This is a genomic window from Stappia indica (assembly GCF_009789575.1).
Lineage (GTDB): Bacteria > Pseudomonadota > Alphaproteobacteria > Rhizobiales > Stappiaceae > Stappia > Stappia indica_A.
On the sequence record NZ_CP046908.1, the window covers coordinates 3,025,699 to 3,040,935 of the forward strand.

Sequence of the window (15,237 nt, forward strand, 5' to 3'; positions counted from 1 at the left end):
ACCATGACCAACCATGCAGATATCCCCGCAGCCGCGGCCGCGGCAGGCCCCGTTCTCGACATCCGGGATTTCACCATCGAGCTCGCGACGGGCAAGATGATCTCCCCGATCGTCGAAGGGGCCAGCTTTCAGGTCCATGAAGGCAGGACGCTAGGCATCGTGGGCGAGTCCGGCTGCGGCAAAAGCATGCTCTCGCTCGGGATCATGAAGCTTATCCCCACCCCGCCTGCGAAGATCGCCGGGGGGCAGGTCCTGCTCGACGGAAGCGATCTGGTCCCGCTGTCCGACAAGCAGATGGAGCAGGTGCGCGGCAACCGCATCTCGATGATCTTTCAGGAGCCGATGACGAGCCTGAACCCGGTCTACACGGTGGGCTACCAGATCGGCGAAGCGCTGCGGGCCCATTCCTCGCTCGGTTCCGCCGCGGCGCGCCGGAAGGCCGTCGAGCTGCTGCGCAAGGTCGGCATCCCGAACCCGGAGAAGCGGGTCGACGAATATCCCCACAGTCTTTCGGGCGGAATGCGCCAGCGGGTGATGATCGCGATCGCGCTTGCCTGCGAGCCGCGTGTCCTCATCGCCGACGAGCCGACCACCGCGCTCGACGTGACGATCCAGGCCCAGATCCTCGACCTGATGCGCTCGCTGAAGACGGAGTCGGGCACGGCGATCATGCTCATTTCCCATGACCTCGGCGTCATTGCCGAGATGGCCGACGACGTGATCGTCATGTATGCGGGACGCATCATCGAGCAGGCGCCGGTTCACAGCCTGTTTGCCGCGCCGTCCCATCCCTACACGCAGGGGCTTCTTGCATCCATCCCCGCCGTGGAGGGCGAGCAGCACCGCCTCCAGCCGGTTCCCGGCACCGTGCCGCCGCCGCACGACCGGCCGAAAGGATGCGCTTTCCATCCGCGCTGCAGGTTCAGCGACGACAAATGCCGTGCGGAAAGGCCGCCGCTCGAAGAAAAACGGGCCGGCCACAAGGTTGCGTGCTGGAACGCCGGACCGGGAGCGAGCGCATGACCAAACAGAACGAAACGCCCTTGCTTGAAGTTCGCAACCTGACCAAGCATTTCAACGTCGGCGGGCGCGGCCTGTTCCGCCGCGATACGCAGACGGTGAAGGCGCTCGACGATGTCAGCTTCACGGTCGGCAAGGGCAAGACCTTCGCCATCGTCGGCGAAAGCGGCTGCGGGAAATCCACGCTCGGCCGGAGCCTGCTGAGGCTGGAGCAGCCGACCGCGGGCGAGGTCCGGCTCGACGGGTTGGACGTGACGACGGCGTCGGCGGCAACCCTGCGTGCCATGCGACGCAAGATGCAGATCGTCTTCCAGGACCCGTTTTCCTCGCTGCATCCCAAGATGACCGCCGGTCAGCTGGTCGCCGAGCCGATGCTGCTCCACAGGATCGCGACCCGAAAGGACGTGCGCGAGCGCGTTGCGCGGCTGTTCGACCTCGTCGGGCTGGCGCCCTACCAGATGGACCGTTATCCCCACCAGTTCAGCGGCGGACAGCGCCAGCGCATCGCCATTGCCCGCGCGCTGGCCGTGGACCCGAGCCTGATCGTGTGCGACGAGCCGGTTTCGGCGCTCGACGTCTCGATCCAGGCCCAGATCATCAATCTTCTGACGGATCTTCAGGAAAAGCTCGGGGTCAGCTACGTCTTCATCTCCCACGATCTTGGCGTGGTGCGCTACATCAGCCACGAGATCGCGGTGATGTATCTCGGCAGGATCATCGAGCAGGGGCCGAAGGACGAGCTTTTTGCTTCGCCCAAACACCCCTACACGAAAGCGCTCCTGTCCGCCGTTCCCCGGCCCGACCCTTCGTACCGCTCGCGCCGCATCGTGCTGAAGGGCGATCTGCCGAACCCGCTCGACCCGCCGCCGGGCTGCAGCTTTTCCAGCCGCTGCGCCCATGTCCGCGAGATGTGCCGCGAGGTCGGGCCCGAACTGGAGACGGTCTCCCCGCAGCACCGCGCGGCATGCCATTTCTGGCGCGAAGTGTAGTCTATCCCCGCGCGTGGGGCTGTGAGAAATTCGAGACGGATTTTGCAAAATTCCGTCTCGAAATCGCGAAATTTCGAGACGGGCCTCTCAATCCCGGCACATCGCGTCTCTTCGCCCGAAAAGCTCCGGTCCTGTTGCCGGGACCGGAGAAGGGGCCGGAAACAGGACCGGAGAAAACGGGGATAGAGGAGAAACGCCGCGCGCCGCGCGAGCGGGGATAAGCCGGGCTCAGCCCTGCCAGGTCCACGTCGCCCCGGTGCGCGAGGTGCAGGCGCCGCTGCCGCCGCCGCCGAGAGCGGCCATCAACGGCGCCGGAAGCTGCATCGAGAAATGGTTGACCTCGTGCAGCTCGGTCTCCGACACGACGGTCAGCTCAAGGCGCACGTCGATCTGGCCGGTCGGCCCCATCGACTGCCCGACCAGCGTCGCCTGCCAGCTGCCGGGTCCGGTGCGCGACCACCCGACCTGCATCGGCGCATCGGCCATCAGCGGGCCGGGATGGAACGGATCGGAAAAGGTCATCTCGCGGGTGCCCGAGCGACGTTCGAGGCCCGCACCGCGGATCTGCTCGGCGATCATCGCCGGGCAGCCCTCGACGACGGTCCGGCCGAGCGTCACCGTCCAGCGGCCGTTGCGCGGCTGGATATCCCCGCCCCGACTGGAACCTGTCCCCGCGCCGGCACTCGCGCCTGCGCCAGCACTCGCGCCTGCGCCTGCCGCCGAGGCGGTGCTGCGCGGTGCCGCGGACGGATCCGGCGCGGCGCTGGCCGCCGCGATCCGCAGCGAGGAGCGCACCACCTCGAAGGCGCCGAGATAGGCGACGTCGGTGCTGGTCGCCCGGCACAGCTCGCCCGCCGGCGTGTCGGTGCAGGGGCCGCTGGAGGTCATCCACTGGCGCGGGTTCAGCATGATCTGCTGCATGTCGCCGCCAATGGTGCGCGACAGCGTCGCGGAGGGCAGGCCGGCTCTCGCCCCGCCCGCCGTCTCGTAGAAGAAGGGCGGGTCGATGTCCCAGCCCTGCGGCAGGATCAACGCCAGCCCCGTCACCGGGTCGTGATAGGCGCAGCCCGTCGGGCTGCGGCAGGCCATGCCCTGGCTCTCCCCGGCCAGGGTGCTGCCGCCCGAGGAGCCCGCATCGCCGCGCTGTCCGGGCGGGTTCTGCTCAGCCTCGCCGCCGCCGACCAGCGGGATGACGAAGTCGTTGGGCTGCCCCGGCACGATCTCGACCACGCCGCGGAACTCGGTCTCGCCCGGTCCCATGGTCGAGACCTCGTAGCGGCCCGGCTCGAACTCGCCCTCGCCGACCACCATGTCCGACTGCGGCGCCCAGGCTTCCGGGCTCATGTCCGGGTCGAGCGGCACGGCAGACCAGGACAGCGGCGTCGGCGGAAAGCCGTCCGGCAGGCGGAAGGTGGCGGGCACCATCGGCAGCGGGTCCTGTCCAGGCGCGGCCTGCGTCGCGGCCAGGGCGCGTTCCGCCAGCTCCGCGCTGGTCGTCAGATCGGCATCCTCGTAAGGCACCCCGACGCCGAAGGTGCGGGAGAACAGGATCTCCTTGCGGCTGGCCGACAGGTAGCGCAGTTCGTAAAGGCCGGGCTCGGCGGGTGCCCGCAGGCCCATGCGCCCGTTCTTGTGCAGCGCATAGCCCCAGTCGCCTTCATAGGTTCCGGCAGGATCGCCCGGCCGTGCGATGACGACGCGCTGCTCGACCCGGTCCGGCCCGCGCCAGGTGAAGCGGAACCGCTTGCCCGGCTCCACCGAGCCGATGGGGTCGAACCCGTTGGACGAGGACACCACCTCGATCGCCTGGCGGGCGATGACGCCCTGACCCGCGACGGAGAGGATGAGGTCGTAGTCGCCCGGCTCCGGCGGCGCCTGTTTCGTGAACGGGTTGTTGCCGGTTTTGCCGCTGCCGCCGATCACGCCGTAGGACGGGCTGACATCGGGCTCTGCCTCGCCGCGCCGGGTGAAGCCCGCATAGTCGACGGGCCGCGCCGTTCCCTTGTAGGAGATGCGGTAGGTATGGCCGGCCTCGGCCTTCGGCCCGATGTCGAAGAAGTTTTCCTGAACAGTCGGTTCGGGCTCTGGTTCTGGCATCGGCTCGGCCGCCGCGATCTGGTTGAGCGCATCGGTGAGTTCGGCGCCGGACTGCGGGCGCAGCAGCTGGCCGCCGGTCTGGTCGGGCACGCAGGCGAGCGCATTCGCCTGCTGCTCGCTCAGGCCGAAGCCGACCACATGGGCGCGGATCTTGATGCCTTCCTGCGCCAGCTGGGCGGCGACCGCGCAAGGATCCGCATCGCAGGTCTCCAGCCCGTCGGTGACCAGGATGATGTCGGCCTCCTCGGCCGTCGGCGGGATCTCTCGGGCCGCGATCCGCAGGCTCTCGGAAATCGGCGTCATGCCGCGCGGGTTGATGCGGTTGAGCCGCTGCGACAGGGCGCCGGGGTTCTGGCTGCCCGCGCGGGCGATGATCTCGATGTCGGAGCAGTCGCCGCGCCGGTTGTGGCCATAGGCGATGACGCCGAGCGGGATGGTCGCATCGCGCGTGGCGAAGAACTGCCCCATCACCTCGCGCGCCACCTCGATCTTGGTGATGCCGCCGTCGAGCTGGCCCCACATCGAGCCGGAAGCATCGAGAATGAGGATGGCCGCCTTGCCGGATTGCGGCGTTGTCGGCTGTGGGGGCGATGACTGGGCGTTCGCCTGTGCGGCGGCAAACGCGCAGAGCGTTGCGGCGGCGAGCGCCGCCCGGATGCCGGACTGTGTCATGATCTTCCTCCTCATGCGGCCGCTCAGTCGCGGGCGAGCCTCAGGGCCGGACGCAGGACGTTTTCGGCGCGCGGGATGGCGATGCGGGCCGAAAAGGGTACGGCCTCGTCGGTGGGCAGCTGCCGATAGCTGCCCTCGAGGGTGACCGACCCGTCGACGAGAAACCCCTCGCGCAGGTCGAAGGAGACGGAGCCGCTCTCCACCGTGCCGGTGGCCAGGGTGACGGGCACGTCCGCATCGTTGCGCTGCACCAGCTTGAAGACGCCGAGGAAGGCGCCGTCGGGAGCGCTGCCCAGCCCGTCCTCGCCGACGATGGCGCCCGATGTGGCATCGCTGTCGCCGAGGCGGACCAGCACCATGCACAGCATGGTCAGGGCCGGCGCGTCGTCGAACACCATGCCCTGGACGCCGACGACGAGGCCGCCGCCCTCGTCCGTGCCGTAGAGCCCGCCGCCCGCAAAGCCGGCAGCGATCCCGCCGGCAATCTCGCCCCTGGTGACGGGGGCGTCCGGCTTGGTCTCCACAAAGTTGCGGAACTGCGAGATGTCGAAGCCGGGCGGCGGCATTTCGCAGGCAGCCGGCCCGAGCGTGTCGAACACGAAGTCGGCTTGTGGCGCGACCTGGGGGGCGGGCTGTGCCTGGGCGGCGGTCGCCGCAAGCAGGGCGAGGGCTGCGATGCCGCCGCAGGCAAGACGTGATCTGGAAATCATTTCATGGATCCTTCGGGTGGGATGAAGCGCCCCCGTCTGCGGTCCGGTTCCGACAGTTGCGTCCCTGCTTTGCCAACCTAAAAGGCAAATGCCGGATTGAGCCGGACCAAAAGCGATGTTCGATAGCGATTGCCGCGGCGTTCAGGCCTGCTGCTGCGCTCCGGCCTGCGGTGCAGGCTCGGCGGGCGAGGGGGCCGGCGACCACAACCCGCTCCTCTGCTTGATCGTGTCGAACTTCTTCGAGACCTGCGACAGCTTGGCGTCCCAGGCGGGATCGGGCGTCTGGCCGGCAGTGACCTTGAAGAAGACCTGCATCATGCAGGCGATGGCGAAGGGCTCGATCAGCGCTGCCTTGACCGCCCAGGCGAAGATCAGCGCGAAGACGATGCCGCCGGCCGACCAGGCGCCGGGGATCAGGTAGACCACCGCCGCCGCCGGAGCCAGCATGACGAGGAACACCAGGAACGACAGGCCGTAGACGATGAAGGTCAGCACGGCGGCGTTCTTCATCATCCGCCCGGCATTCTGGCCGTAGAGCACCAGGGCGGTGCGGGCCGAGGCCCAGGGATTGTCGCTGCGGGTGCGGATCGCGTGGGCCAGGATCACCTCGTCGACGAGGCCGATGGCGATGCGCAGGAAGGCGCGCACCAGCCCCATGATCTGCTGGACGCCGGGAATGGGCAGGAAGGAGGCGATGCCCTGGATCAGCCCGGTCACGGCGGCGAGCACGCCCTTGATCAGCTGGTCGATGGCGAAGAGCACGCTCGCCTCGGCGAAGCGGGCCGTCACCACCTGCCGGGCATGGGCGATCTGGCCCTTGCCGTCCGGCATCTGCTTGCCGTCGATGAGCTCCACCAGCACGGCGATGTGGCCGGCCTTGACCACATAGAGAATGTATTCGCGCAGCAGGTAGAGGACGCCGGCCGTCAGGCCGAAGCCGGCAATGCCGCCCCACATGGTGGAACTGGCGCGGAAGCCCTCGTCGCCGAAGCCGCCGATGCCCCAGCCGATGCCGGCGCCGGTGCCGGTGACGATCACATAGGCGCAGGCGATGCCGAAATAGACCACCATCCGCAAGACGATGAAGGGGGCGGTCTTCGCCATCAGGCCGAGCGACCGGCCAATACTGAAATCCCACATTCAAGGGTCTCCCGCAGCAGATGTGGTCATGAATCGCGCCATCCCGTGCGGGATGCGAGGCGAGCGTAGTCGCTTCGCAGGTCCCGCTCTTGGGGGCAGCGGTAGCGACTGCGGGCCGGGCGGCACAGATCCGGCCCGCTCGCGGCTTCGTGATCCGCGCGCCGGGCCGGGCGGCCGGGCGCTGCGCTCACTTCGCGGCGAAGGCGGCGGCGAGCGCTGCGGCGCGCACCTCCCTGGGCGTCTTGCCGAAGGCGCGGCGGAAGCTGGCGTTGAACCAGGACAGGTCGCTGAAGCCGGACGACAGCGCGATCTCGCTGATGCCGAGCGCGCTCTCGGCCGGATCGCACAGGCGCCGGTGGGCCAGCAGCAGCCGGCGCTGGGCGACATAGTCGCGAAAGCTCGTCTCCTCGCCGGCGAACAGCGAGCGGATGTAGCGCGGCGAGATGGCATGGCGCGCGGCGATCCACTCGCTGGCGAGCTGCGGCGAGACGAGGTTCTGCTCGATGTCGGCCTTGATCGCCTTGAGCCTTGCGGCGCGCACGCCGCGCCCCTTGGCGATCTCCTCGGCCTCGCGCGAGGCGCCCATCGCCATGATCGTCAGGTCGTGGATGTGGCTGGAGCAGGTGGCGATCTCTTCGGCCGGCAGCAGGGCCAGTTCCTCGTGCAGCGAGCGGGCGTAGCGCAGCAGCAGGCGCCATTGCGGCGTCACCGGCTGCACCTCGCGCAGGGCGCCGTTGAGGCTGGTGCCGGCGGAGGCGAGAAGGGCGCGCGGGATCGACAGGTAGAAGGCGTCGTTGCGCTCGCCGTGGAACTCGGCCGAGCCGGGCATCTCGTTGGGGTCGAGATAGACCGAGCCGGGCGTGCACACGACATTGCTGCCGCCCTGCTGGTACATGGAAAAGCCGCCGGACAGCGGCACATGCACCATGACGTTGTCGCCGGTTTCCGCCGCCAGCGCCCTGGTGCGCACCACGTCGCACCGGGAATGCATGGTCTGGCCGGTCATCAGGCCGGGCAGCAGGCCGATGGTCGTCTCCGACCGGAAGCTGGCGCTGTCGTCGGGAGTGATCTCGAGCCGGCACATGGAGGCGACGGCATCCTGAAAGGCTGCCACCCTGACATCCGGATCGAAATCGCTGGCGGAGAGGGTCAGGACCGTCATGCTCTAGCAATAGTTGTGCCCGGAGGCGCTGTCCAGCGCCGGCCCGACGTCGGGGAGCGTGGGGCGCGGTACGGCGCGGCGGGCACGAAAAAAGGCAGGCGCCCGCGATCTGCAGGCGCCTGCCAGGCCGAGGGAGGCGGCGGGAGGACAGGTGGGAGGCTGCCGCGCCCTCAGTTCATCAGCCGGGGCAGCCAGAGCACGATGTCCGGCCACAGGGTGATCAGCGTCAGCAGCCCCATCAGCAGCAGGAAGAACGGGAAGGTCGCCTTCGCCACGGTGAGGATGTTGGCGCCCGTCACGCTCTGCATCACGAACAGGTTGAAGCCGACCGGCGGGGTGATCTGCGCCGCCTCGATCAGGATCGTGATGAAGATGCCGAACCAGATCAGGTCGACGCCCGCCGTCTGCACCATCGGCAGCATCACCGAGGAGGTGAGCACGATGATCGAGATCCCTTCCAGGAAGCAGCCGAGGACGAGGATCAGCAGGCCGAGCACCGCCAGCAGCGCGTAGGGCGACAGGTTCAGCGCATCGACCCAGCCGGCGAGCTGGCGCGGCAGGTCGACGAAGGCGACGGCGATGGACAGGCACGCGGCGCAGGCGATGATGAAGGAGATCATGCAGGACGTGCGCACGGCCGCCATGACGCCGTCCATGAAGGTCGCCCGCGTCAAGGTGCCGCTCAGCGCCGACAGGGCCAGCGCGCCGATGACGCCGATCACCGCCGCCTCGGTCGGGGTGGCGAAGCCGCCGTAGATCGAGCCGATCACCAGCGCGATCAGGCCGACCGCGGGGGCGAGGTTGCGCAGGCCCGCCAGCTTGGCGCGCCAGCTCGGCGCGGTTTCCGGCTCCGGCATCTTGTCGCGGTTGAGGAGGCTCCAGATCGCCGTGTAGCCCATGAACAGGGCGATCAGCAGCAGGCCGGGCACCACGCCGGCGATGAACAGGCGGCCGATCGACTGTTCCGCCGTCACGCCGTAGACGATCATGATGATCGAGGGCGGGATCAGCAGGCCGAGCGTGCCGGAGCCCGCCAGCGTGCCGATCGTCATGTTGTCGGGATACTTGCGCTCCGACAGTTCCGGCACCGTCATGCGGCCGATGGTGGCGCAGGTGACCGCCGAGGAGCCGGTGATCGCGGCGAGCACGCCGCAGCCCAGGATGTTGACGTGGAGCAGGCCGCCGGGCAGGCGCCCGACCAGCGGCGCCAGGCCGCGGAACATCCTGACCGACAGGTTCGAGCGGAAGAGGATCTCCCCCATCCACACGAACAGCGGCAGCGAGGTCAGCGCCCAGCCCCAGCTGCTGTCCCACAGGGTCGAGGCGATCAGCGAGCCGGTCGGGGCGGAGGTGAACAGCCCCATCATCGCCATGCCGACGGCCAGCAGCGTGACGGACACCCACACGCCGGCGGCCAGCAGCCCGAAGATGAGGACCGCCAGGGTGATGGCGGAGACGAAGATCATGTCCATGAGGGCCTACTCCGCGTGGCTGTCTTCGGGATGGGTATCGCGGTCGTAGCTCGGCTCGCGGCCGAGCAGCACCTGCACCAGGTCGTCGAGGATCGCGACGGCGAAGAGCACGACGCCGACCGAGACGCCGGCCTGCGGGATCCAGAAGGGCATGGCCAAGAGGCCCGGGCTGACGTCGTTGTAGTCGTAGGACTGGAAGGTCAGCTCGATGACGTGCCAGGCGAGAAAGCACACGGCGGCGCCGGCGACGAGACAGTTGAAGATCTCGAAGACCCGCTTCGGCCCGGCGGGCAGGTGGCTGACCACCAGCGTGATGCGCACATGCGCCCCGTGCCGGAACGTATGCGCCAGGCCGAAGAAGGTGGCGGCGGCCAGACACAGTCCGGCCGCCTCGGTGGAATCGACGGTGACCGACAGGGTGCGGGCCACCACCTGCACGACGATCGTCACGCCGATGCCGATCAGGAACAAGGCTGCCAGATAGCCGGCCGCCTCATAGAGGCTGTCGAGGACGCGTCGGATCATGAGCCGATCCCTCCCTCCTTGGCTGTTGCCGGATCAGTCGAGCGATGCCTGGTAGGCCTCGTAGACCGCCTTTTCCGCGTCGGAGGCGCGGGTCATCCAGTCGGCGACCATCTCCTTGCCGATCGCGTCGATGCGGTCGAGCACGTCCTGCGGCGCCTGGTTGATGGTGATGCCGTGCTCCTTGAGGACGTTCTCGCGCTCCTCGCTGGCGGCCTTGGCCAGCTCCCAGCCGCGCGCGGTCGCCGCCTCGCCCTCTTCCAGGACGATCTTGCGGATGTCGTCGGGCAGGGCGCGAAGGGCGCGCTCGTTGACGATCACGGCGTTCTTGTTGTGCATCGTGCCGGTATAGGTGAACACGTCGAGATAGTCCCACACCTGCACGTCGGTGCCCGACTGGGCACTGGTCCACAGCGCCTCGATCATGCCGGTGGCGAAGGCCTGCGGCACTTCGGCGAAGGGCAGGATGATCGCCTGGGTGCCGAGCTTCTCGCCCATGACCTGGGTCTGCTGCGAGTAGATGCGCAGCTTCACGTCCTTCAGGTCGTCGAGCGAGGCGATCGGCGCGGCGGTGAAGAAGCCCTGGCCCGGCCAGGCCACATAGGTGATGACGCGCATGCCGTTGCGGCCGAACCACTCGTCGTAGAAGGGCTTTTGCGCCTCCATCAGCTTCCACGACTTGTCGAAGGTCGGCACGACGCCGGGAATGTTGTCGAGATTGAACATCTCCTGCTCGTTGCCGTAGACGCCCATGCGGATCTCGCCGATCTGCACCTGGCCCGACTGCACGGCGCGCTTGATGTTGTCGAGCTTGATGAGGCTGTCATGGGAGCGCAGGTCGATCTTCAGCTCGCCCTTGGTCCTCTCCTCCACCGCCGCGATGAACTGGCGGATGTTCTTGGTGAAAAAGCTGGTTTCGGGATAGCCCGAGGCCATCGTCCACTGGGTGGCCGCAAGGGCCGGGCCGGCGAAGGCGAGCGTCGCCGAGGCCAGGGCGAACGCGCGAAGCAGGGACTTCAGGGACATTCTTGTTCTCCGTCTGTTGGGTCGATGGGGCGCCGGCGGGTTTCCTGGCGCGTGGGCAATTGGCTTGCCTCTCGCTTTAGGTATGCAGACTGTCATATGTTGTCATATGTGTCAAAACCGTAAAACGCGGTTTCGGCGATTCCGGCAAATTTTGTCGAGGGGGCAGTCGAGCGGGCGCGCGCGGCCGCGCAGCCGGCCGGGAGTGGCCGGATGCCTCACGGGCTGGAGCGATGCGGGCGAAACGGGTGCGTGCTGCCGGCGGGCGCCGGCAGGGGCAGCGTCAGACGGCGGACTGGCGGTAGCGCATCAGGCTGCCCGACAGGTGGCGGCGCATGGCGTCGCGCGCGGCGGCCGGGTCCTCGGCCTCGATCGCGTCGAGGATGGCGCGGTGCTCGTCCTGCAGCTTGTCGTTATAGGCCCCGGTGCGGGCCGTGCCGGCGATGGCATTGACGCGCAGGCGCGGAATGATCTGCGGCCCGAGAAAGGTCAGGAACTTCTCGAAATACGGGTTGTTGGTGGCCCGGGCGATGGCGAGATGGAACTCGAAATCCATCGGCCCGCTCTGGCCGGCGCCTTCCGCCGACAGCCGCTCCAGCGCGGTGCGGATCTCGGCCAGCTGCTTCTTGCTGCGCCGCTCGGCCGCCATGGCCGCGGCCTCCAGCTCGACGCTGAGGCGCAGCTCCAGGATCTGCAGGATCTCCTGCACCGCCGCATCGGGCAGCGGCGAGATCTCGAAGGGCTGCAGGCGCGGGGCGTCGTCGACGAAGACGCCGATGCCCTGGCGCGACTTCAGCACGCCGTCGGCCCGCAGCGAGGCCACCGCCTCGCGCACCACGGTGCGGCTGACGCCGAATTCGGCGCACAGGTCGCTTTCGGAAGGGATGCGCTCGCCGGGAAGATAAACCTTGTCGTCGATCTTCTGCAGGATCTGCTTCTTGAGCTGCGATGAAAGGCTTTCCCGTCTCCCGAGCATTCTTGTTCCTTTTTGCGTCCCGCTGTGCCTGTTGGGCATCATATAACAGACCACATGGTCGTTCCAGAGCGGCAGCCGCGCCCGTGCTGCTACGATAGTCGATGTCGGGACCGGTTTCCCCTCAGTCATCCACCAGCAAAATGGCCTCGACCTCGACGCTCATGTCGTGCGGCAGCGAGGCGACGCCGACCGCGCTGCGCGCATGGCGCCCAGCCTCGCCCAGTACCTGCAGGAAGAGGTCGGAGCAACCGTCGATCACCTTCGGATGGTCGCGGTAGCCGGGAACCGCATTGACCATCCCCAGAAGCTTGACCACGGCGCGGATGCGGCCGAGATCGCCGAGCTCCGCCTGCGCGGCGGCCAGCAGCTGCAGCCCGGCCGAGCGGGCATGGGCCTGCGCCTCGTCCGTCGTCACGCTCTCGCCGACGCGGCCCGAGGCGACCTGCCCGTCGGCGCCTGCCCCGCCCCGTCCCGACAGGAACAGGAGGGGGCCTGCCCGCCGGGTGGGAACATAAGAGCCCGCGGCCCCGCGCACCGGCGGCAGTTCCAGCCCCAGCTCGCGCAGCCGCTCCAGCGGGCTCATGCCGCCTCTCCAAGGGCTGCGACCGCCGCGCGGATGCGCGTGCAGGCGGCGGCGAGCAGGGGACGTGCGGCGGCGAAGGACAGACGCACATAGGGCGACAGGCCGAAGGCGGCGCCCGGCACGGTGGCGACGCCCGCCGCCTCCAGCAGGTACTCGCACACGTCCGCATCGTTGGTCAGCAGGGCGCCGTCCGGCCGGCGCCGGCCGATCAGGCCCTTGCACTCGACGAAGGCGTAGAACGCGCCCTCGGGCTTGCGCAGGCGGAGGCCGGGAATGCCGGACAGCCCCTCCATCACCAGGTCGCGCCGGGCGGTGTATTCGCGGCCCGCCTCGGCCACGAAGTCCTGCGGCCCGTTCAGCGCGGCGATGGCCGCCGCCTGCGCGACCGAGCAGGGGTTGGAGGTGCTCTGCGACTGGATCTTGGCCATCACCTTGATCAGGCCGGCAGGTCCGGCCGCATAGCCGATCCGCCAGCCGGTCATCGCATAGGCCTTGGAGACGCCGTTGACCGTCACCGTGCGGTCGCGCAACTGCGGGCAGGCGGCAAGGAAGGGCGTCGCCTCGACCCCGTCATGCAGGATGTGCTCGTAGATCTCGTCCGACAGGACCAGCACCCGCGGGTGCCGCTCGAGCATCGCTCCCAGCGCTTCGAGCTCGGCGCGGGAGAAGGCGGCGCCCGACGGATTGCCCGGCGAGTTGAGGAACAGCCAGCGCGTTTTCGGGGTGATCGCCGCTTCCAGCTGCTCCGGCGTCGGCTTGAAATCCGCCTCGATCGGGCACTCGACGACCTTCGGCACGCCGCCGAGCAGCACGGCCATGTCCGTATAGGAGACCCAGTAGGGCGTCGGCACCAGCACCTCGTCGCCCGGCTCCAGCGTCGCCATCAGGGCATTGAAGATGACCTGCTTGGCGCCGTTGCCGGCCGAGACCTCCTGGCGCGAGACCTCCAGCCCGTTCTCGCGCGCGAACTTGGCGACGATGGCGTCCTTCAGCTCTGCCGTGCCGTCGGCGGCGGTGTAATGAGTCTCGCCGGCCCGCATCGCCGCCTCGGCCGCGTCCAGCACATGGGCGGGCGTGTCGAAGTCCGGCTCGCCGACGCTGAGGTCGACGATGTCGGCGCCGCCGGCGCGCAATTCGCGCGCCCGCACCGAGATCGCCATGGCCGGCGACAGCTTGATGCGGCTGGCGCGCTCGGCCTCATAGCTCATGGCGACCCCGCTCATTTGGCCACCACATATTCGAAGGCCTCGTCGCGGGCCGCCGCATCCGGGTCCCGCTTGTCCGGGGCGCCGAAGCCGCCGCCGCCGGGAAGCGAGAGGATCAGCCGCCGGTCGGCCGGCACGTGCTGGCGTCCCTTGGAGGCAAGGCGGGTGCCGTCGTCCAGCGTCACCGAGCCGGGCTCGCCGTCATGGCCGCCGTCGCGCCCGCGCGCGGGATGGTCGATGCGGTCGAACATGGCGTTGAAGTGGAACTCGTGGCCGGCCGCCGCGCCGATCTCGACCACCTGGCCGAGGCCGCCGCGATACTGGCCGGCGCCGCCCGACCCGTCGCGCAGCTCCTTGCGCCAGAAGATCACCGGGCCGACATGCTCGGTCGCCTCGATCGACATGGAATGGACGCCGCTGGGGAAGGCGGTGGCGCTGAGGCCGTCGAGGCTCGCCCGCGCACCCGCGCCGCCGCTGTTGAACAGCAGCACCTCGGCCCGCCGGCCGCCGTCGGCCGGAGCCTCGGCGCCCTGCAGCGGACGCGCGCTGACATGCAGGTTCCACAGCGCGCCGGAGCCTTCCGCCGGCACCCGGCCGGGCAGCATCTTGTGCACCGCGCCGAGCACCGCGTCGGGGATGAAATGCCCGAGCACATGGCGCACCGCCACCGGGGCGGGATGCTGCGCGTTGAGAATGCAGCCCGTCGGCGCGGAGAAGTGGAACGGGGCGAGCGAGCCGTGATTGTTGGGAATGTCCGGGGCCAGCGCGCATTTCAGCCCGTAGCAGGCATAGGCCTTGGAATAGATCATCGGCACGTTGATGCCGAGGGGGCTCGGACCGGAGGTGCCGTCGAAATCCGCAAGGATGTGGTCGTCGTGCACGTCGATGCGCACGGCCAGGTCGACCGGGCTGCCATAGCCGTCGACGCGCATGACATTGTCGTAGGAGCCCTTCGGCAGCGCCGCAATCCGCTCCAGCGTCGCGGTGTAGCTGCGCTCGAAGACGAAATCGGCGAGCTCCTCCAGGTCGGCGAGGCCGAACTCGCCCATCATGTCCATCAGCCGCCGGTGGCCGGTCTCGTTGCAGGCCGCCAGCGAGAAGATGTCGCCGACCACCTGGTCCGCCTCGCGCACATTGTGGCGCAGGATGTTGACGAGGTCCCGGTTGACGGTGCCGCGCTCGACGAACTTCATGATCGGGATGAAGATGCCTTCCTCGTAGACCTCGTTGGCGTCGGGGCCGAAGCCGCGGCCGCCCACGTCCACCACATGCGCGGTGCAGGCGAAGAAGCCGACCAGCGCGCCATTGCGGAACGACGGGGTCACCATGGTGATGTCGAGGAGGTGGCCGGTGCCCTTCCACGGATCGTTGGTGATGTAGACGTCGCCTTCGAAGATGTTCTCCCGGCCGATGTCGTTGATGAAATGGCCGACCGCCTCGGCCATCGCGTTGACGTGGCCCGGCGTGCCGGTGACCGCCTGGGCGATCATCTTGCCGCCGCGGTTGAAGACGCCGGCGGACAGGTCGCCGGACTCGCGCACGCTGGTGCTGAAGGCGGTGCGGATGAGCGTGACGGCCTGTTCCTCGACCACCGAGATGAGGCGGTTCCACATGACCTGCATGCGGACGTCGGAGAGCGAATTTCCGGTCATGGCTTGTGTTTCCT

At 68.7% G+C, this 15,237-nt stretch carries 13 protein-coding genes; 2 read left to right on the forward strand and 11 right to left on the reverse strand.

Going from position 1 to position 15,237, the window contains the following annotated elements; translation table 11 throughout:
• Positions 1-3 precede the first annotated feature (3 nt).
• Both GH266_RS14220 and GH266_RS14225 read left to right on the forward strand, forming a co-directional pair.
• Positions 4-1,023: an ABC transporter ATP-binding protein gene (locus GH266_RS14220; protein ID WP_199270329.1), complete on the forward strand. Its 1,020-nt coding sequence runs from the start codon at positions 4-6 to the stop codon at positions 1,021-1,023.
• Entirely contained in the window at positions 1,020-2,009 is a 990-nt protein-coding gene (locus tag GH266_RS14225) for an ABC transporter ATP-binding protein (RefSeq protein ID WP_158194409.1), read from the forward strand. The genes GH266_RS14220 and GH266_RS14225 overlap by 4 nt, the downstream gene beginning before the upstream one ends.
• A gap of 228 nt (positions 2,010-2,237) precedes the next feature.
• On the opposite strand, the gene GH266_RS14230 is transcribed toward GH266_RS14225, so the two are convergent.
• The 11 genes from GH266_RS14230 to GH266_RS14280 form a co-directional block, all read right to left on the reverse strand.
• A complete protein-coding gene (locus GH266_RS14230; protein WP_158194410.1) occupies positions 2,238-4,778 on the reverse strand; it encodes a vWA domain-containing protein in 2,541 nt (846 codons plus the stop codon).
• A 23-nt stretch (positions 4,779-4,801) separates the two neighbouring features.
• The gene (locus GH266_RS14235) at positions 4,802-5,488 is read right to left on the reverse strand and encodes a hypothetical protein (RefSeq protein ID WP_158194411.1); all 687 of its coding nucleotides are present in this window, start codon (positions 5,486-5,488) and stop codon (positions 4,802-4,804) included.
• Between the two features lie 141 nt (positions 5,489-5,629).
• Positions 5,630-6,628, reverse strand: a complete 999-nt coding sequence (locus GH266_RS14240; RefSeq protein ID WP_158194412.1) for a hypothetical protein — start codon at positions 6,626-6,628, stop codon at positions 5,630-5,632.
• A 187-nt stretch (positions 6,629-6,815) separates the two neighbouring features.
• Entirely contained in the window at positions 6,816-7,790 is a 975-nt protein-coding gene (locus GH266_RS14245; RefSeq protein WP_158194413.1) for an AraC family transcriptional regulator, read from the reverse strand.
• 170 nt (positions 7,791-7,960) lie between these two features.
• Entirely contained in the window at positions 7,961-9,262 is a 1,302-nt protein-coding gene (locus GH266_RS14250; RefSeq protein WP_158194414.1) for a TRAP transporter large permease, read from the reverse strand.
• Between the two features lie 6 nt (positions 9,263-9,268).
• Positions 9,269-9,787 carry a TRAP transporter small permease gene (locus GH266_RS14255; protein ID WP_158194415.1) on the reverse strand — a complete coding sequence of 173 codons (519 nt, stop codon included), beginning with the start codon at positions 9,785-9,787 and terminating at the stop codon, positions 9,269-9,271.
• 33 nt (positions 9,788-9,820) lie between these two features.
• Positions 9,821-10,810 carry a TRAP transporter substrate-binding protein gene (locus tag GH266_RS14260; RefSeq protein ID WP_158194416.1) on the reverse strand — a complete coding sequence of 330 codons (990 nt, stop codon included), beginning with the start codon at positions 10,808-10,810 and terminating at the stop codon, positions 9,821-9,823.
• Between the two features lie 280 nt (positions 10,811-11,090).
• Positions 11,091-11,783, reverse strand: a complete 693-nt coding sequence (locus GH266_RS14265; RefSeq protein WP_158194417.1) for a FadR/GntR family transcriptional regulator — start codon at positions 11,781-11,783, stop codon at positions 11,091-11,093.
• 121 nt (positions 11,784-11,904) lie between these two features.
• On the reverse strand, positions 11,905-12,366 hold the full coding sequence (locus GH266_RS14270) for a RidA family protein (RefSeq protein WP_158194418.1): 462 nt from the start codon (positions 12,364-12,366) through the stop codon (positions 11,905-11,907).
• A complete protein-coding gene (locus GH266_RS14275; protein ID WP_158194419.1) occupies positions 12,363-13,574 on the reverse strand; it encodes a pyridoxal phosphate-dependent aminotransferase in 1,212 nt (403 codons plus the stop codon). The genes GH266_RS14270 and GH266_RS14275 overlap by 4 nt, the downstream gene beginning before the upstream one ends.
• 11 nt (positions 13,575-13,585) lie before the next feature.
• Entirely contained in the window at positions 13,586-15,223 is a 1,638-nt protein-coding gene (locus tag GH266_RS14280) for a hydantoinase B/oxoprolinase family protein (protein WP_158194420.1), read from the reverse strand.
• Positions 15,224-15,237 lie beyond the last annotated feature (14 nt).

Excerpts from the sequence above, each read along its gene's own strand:
- GH266_RS14220 (WP_199270329.1), top strand. The coding sequence starts at position 4 with ATGACCAACCATGCAGATATCCCCGCAGCCGCGGCCGCGGCAGGCCCC.
- GH266_RS14225 (WP_158194409.1), top strand. The coding sequence starts at position 1,020 with ATGACCAAACAGAACGAAACGCCCTTGCTTGAAGTTCGCAACCTGACC.
- GH266_RS14230 (WP_158194410.1), bottom strand. The coding sequence starts at position 4,778 with ATGACACAGTCCGGCATCCGGGCGGCGCTCGCCGCCGCAACGCTCTGC.
- GH266_RS14235 (WP_158194411.1), bottom strand. The coding sequence starts at position 5,488 with ATGATTTCCAGATCACGTCTTGCCTGCGGCGGCATCGCAGCCCTCGCC.
- GH266_RS14240 (WP_158194412.1), bottom strand. The coding sequence starts at position 6,628 with ATGTGGGATTTCAGTATTGGCCGGTCGCTCGGCCTGATGGCGAAGACC.
- GH266_RS14245 (WP_158194413.1), bottom strand. The coding sequence starts at position 7,790 with ATGACGGTCCTGACCCTCTCCGCCAGCGATTTCGATCCGGATGTCAGG.
- GH266_RS14250 (WP_158194414.1), bottom strand. The coding sequence starts at position 9,262 with ATGGACATGATCTTCGTCTCCGCCATCACCCTGGCGGTCCTCATCTTC.
- GH266_RS14255 (WP_158194415.1), bottom strand. The coding sequence starts at position 9,787 with ATGATCCGACGCGTCCTCGACAGCCTCTATGAGGCGGCCGGCTATCTG.
- GH266_RS14260 (WP_158194416.1), bottom strand. The coding sequence starts at position 10,810 with ATGTCCCTGAAGTCCCTGCTTCGCGCGTTCGCCCTGGCCTCGGCGACG.
- GH266_RS14265 (WP_158194417.1), bottom strand. The coding sequence starts at position 11,783 with ATGCTCGGGAGACGGGAAAGCCTTTCATCGCAGCTCAAGAAGCAGATC.
- GH266_RS14270 (WP_158194418.1), bottom strand. The coding sequence starts at position 12,366 with ATGAGCCCGCTGGAGCGGCTGCGCGAGCTGGGGCTGGAACTGCCGCCG.
- GH266_RS14275 (WP_158194419.1), bottom strand. The coding sequence starts at position 13,574 with ATGAGCTATGAGGCCGAGCGCGCCAGCCGCATCAAGCTGTCGCCGGCC.
- GH266_RS14280 (WP_158194420.1), bottom strand. The coding sequence starts at position 15,223 with ATGACCGGAAATTCGCTCTCCGACGTCCGCATGCAGGTCATGTGGAAC.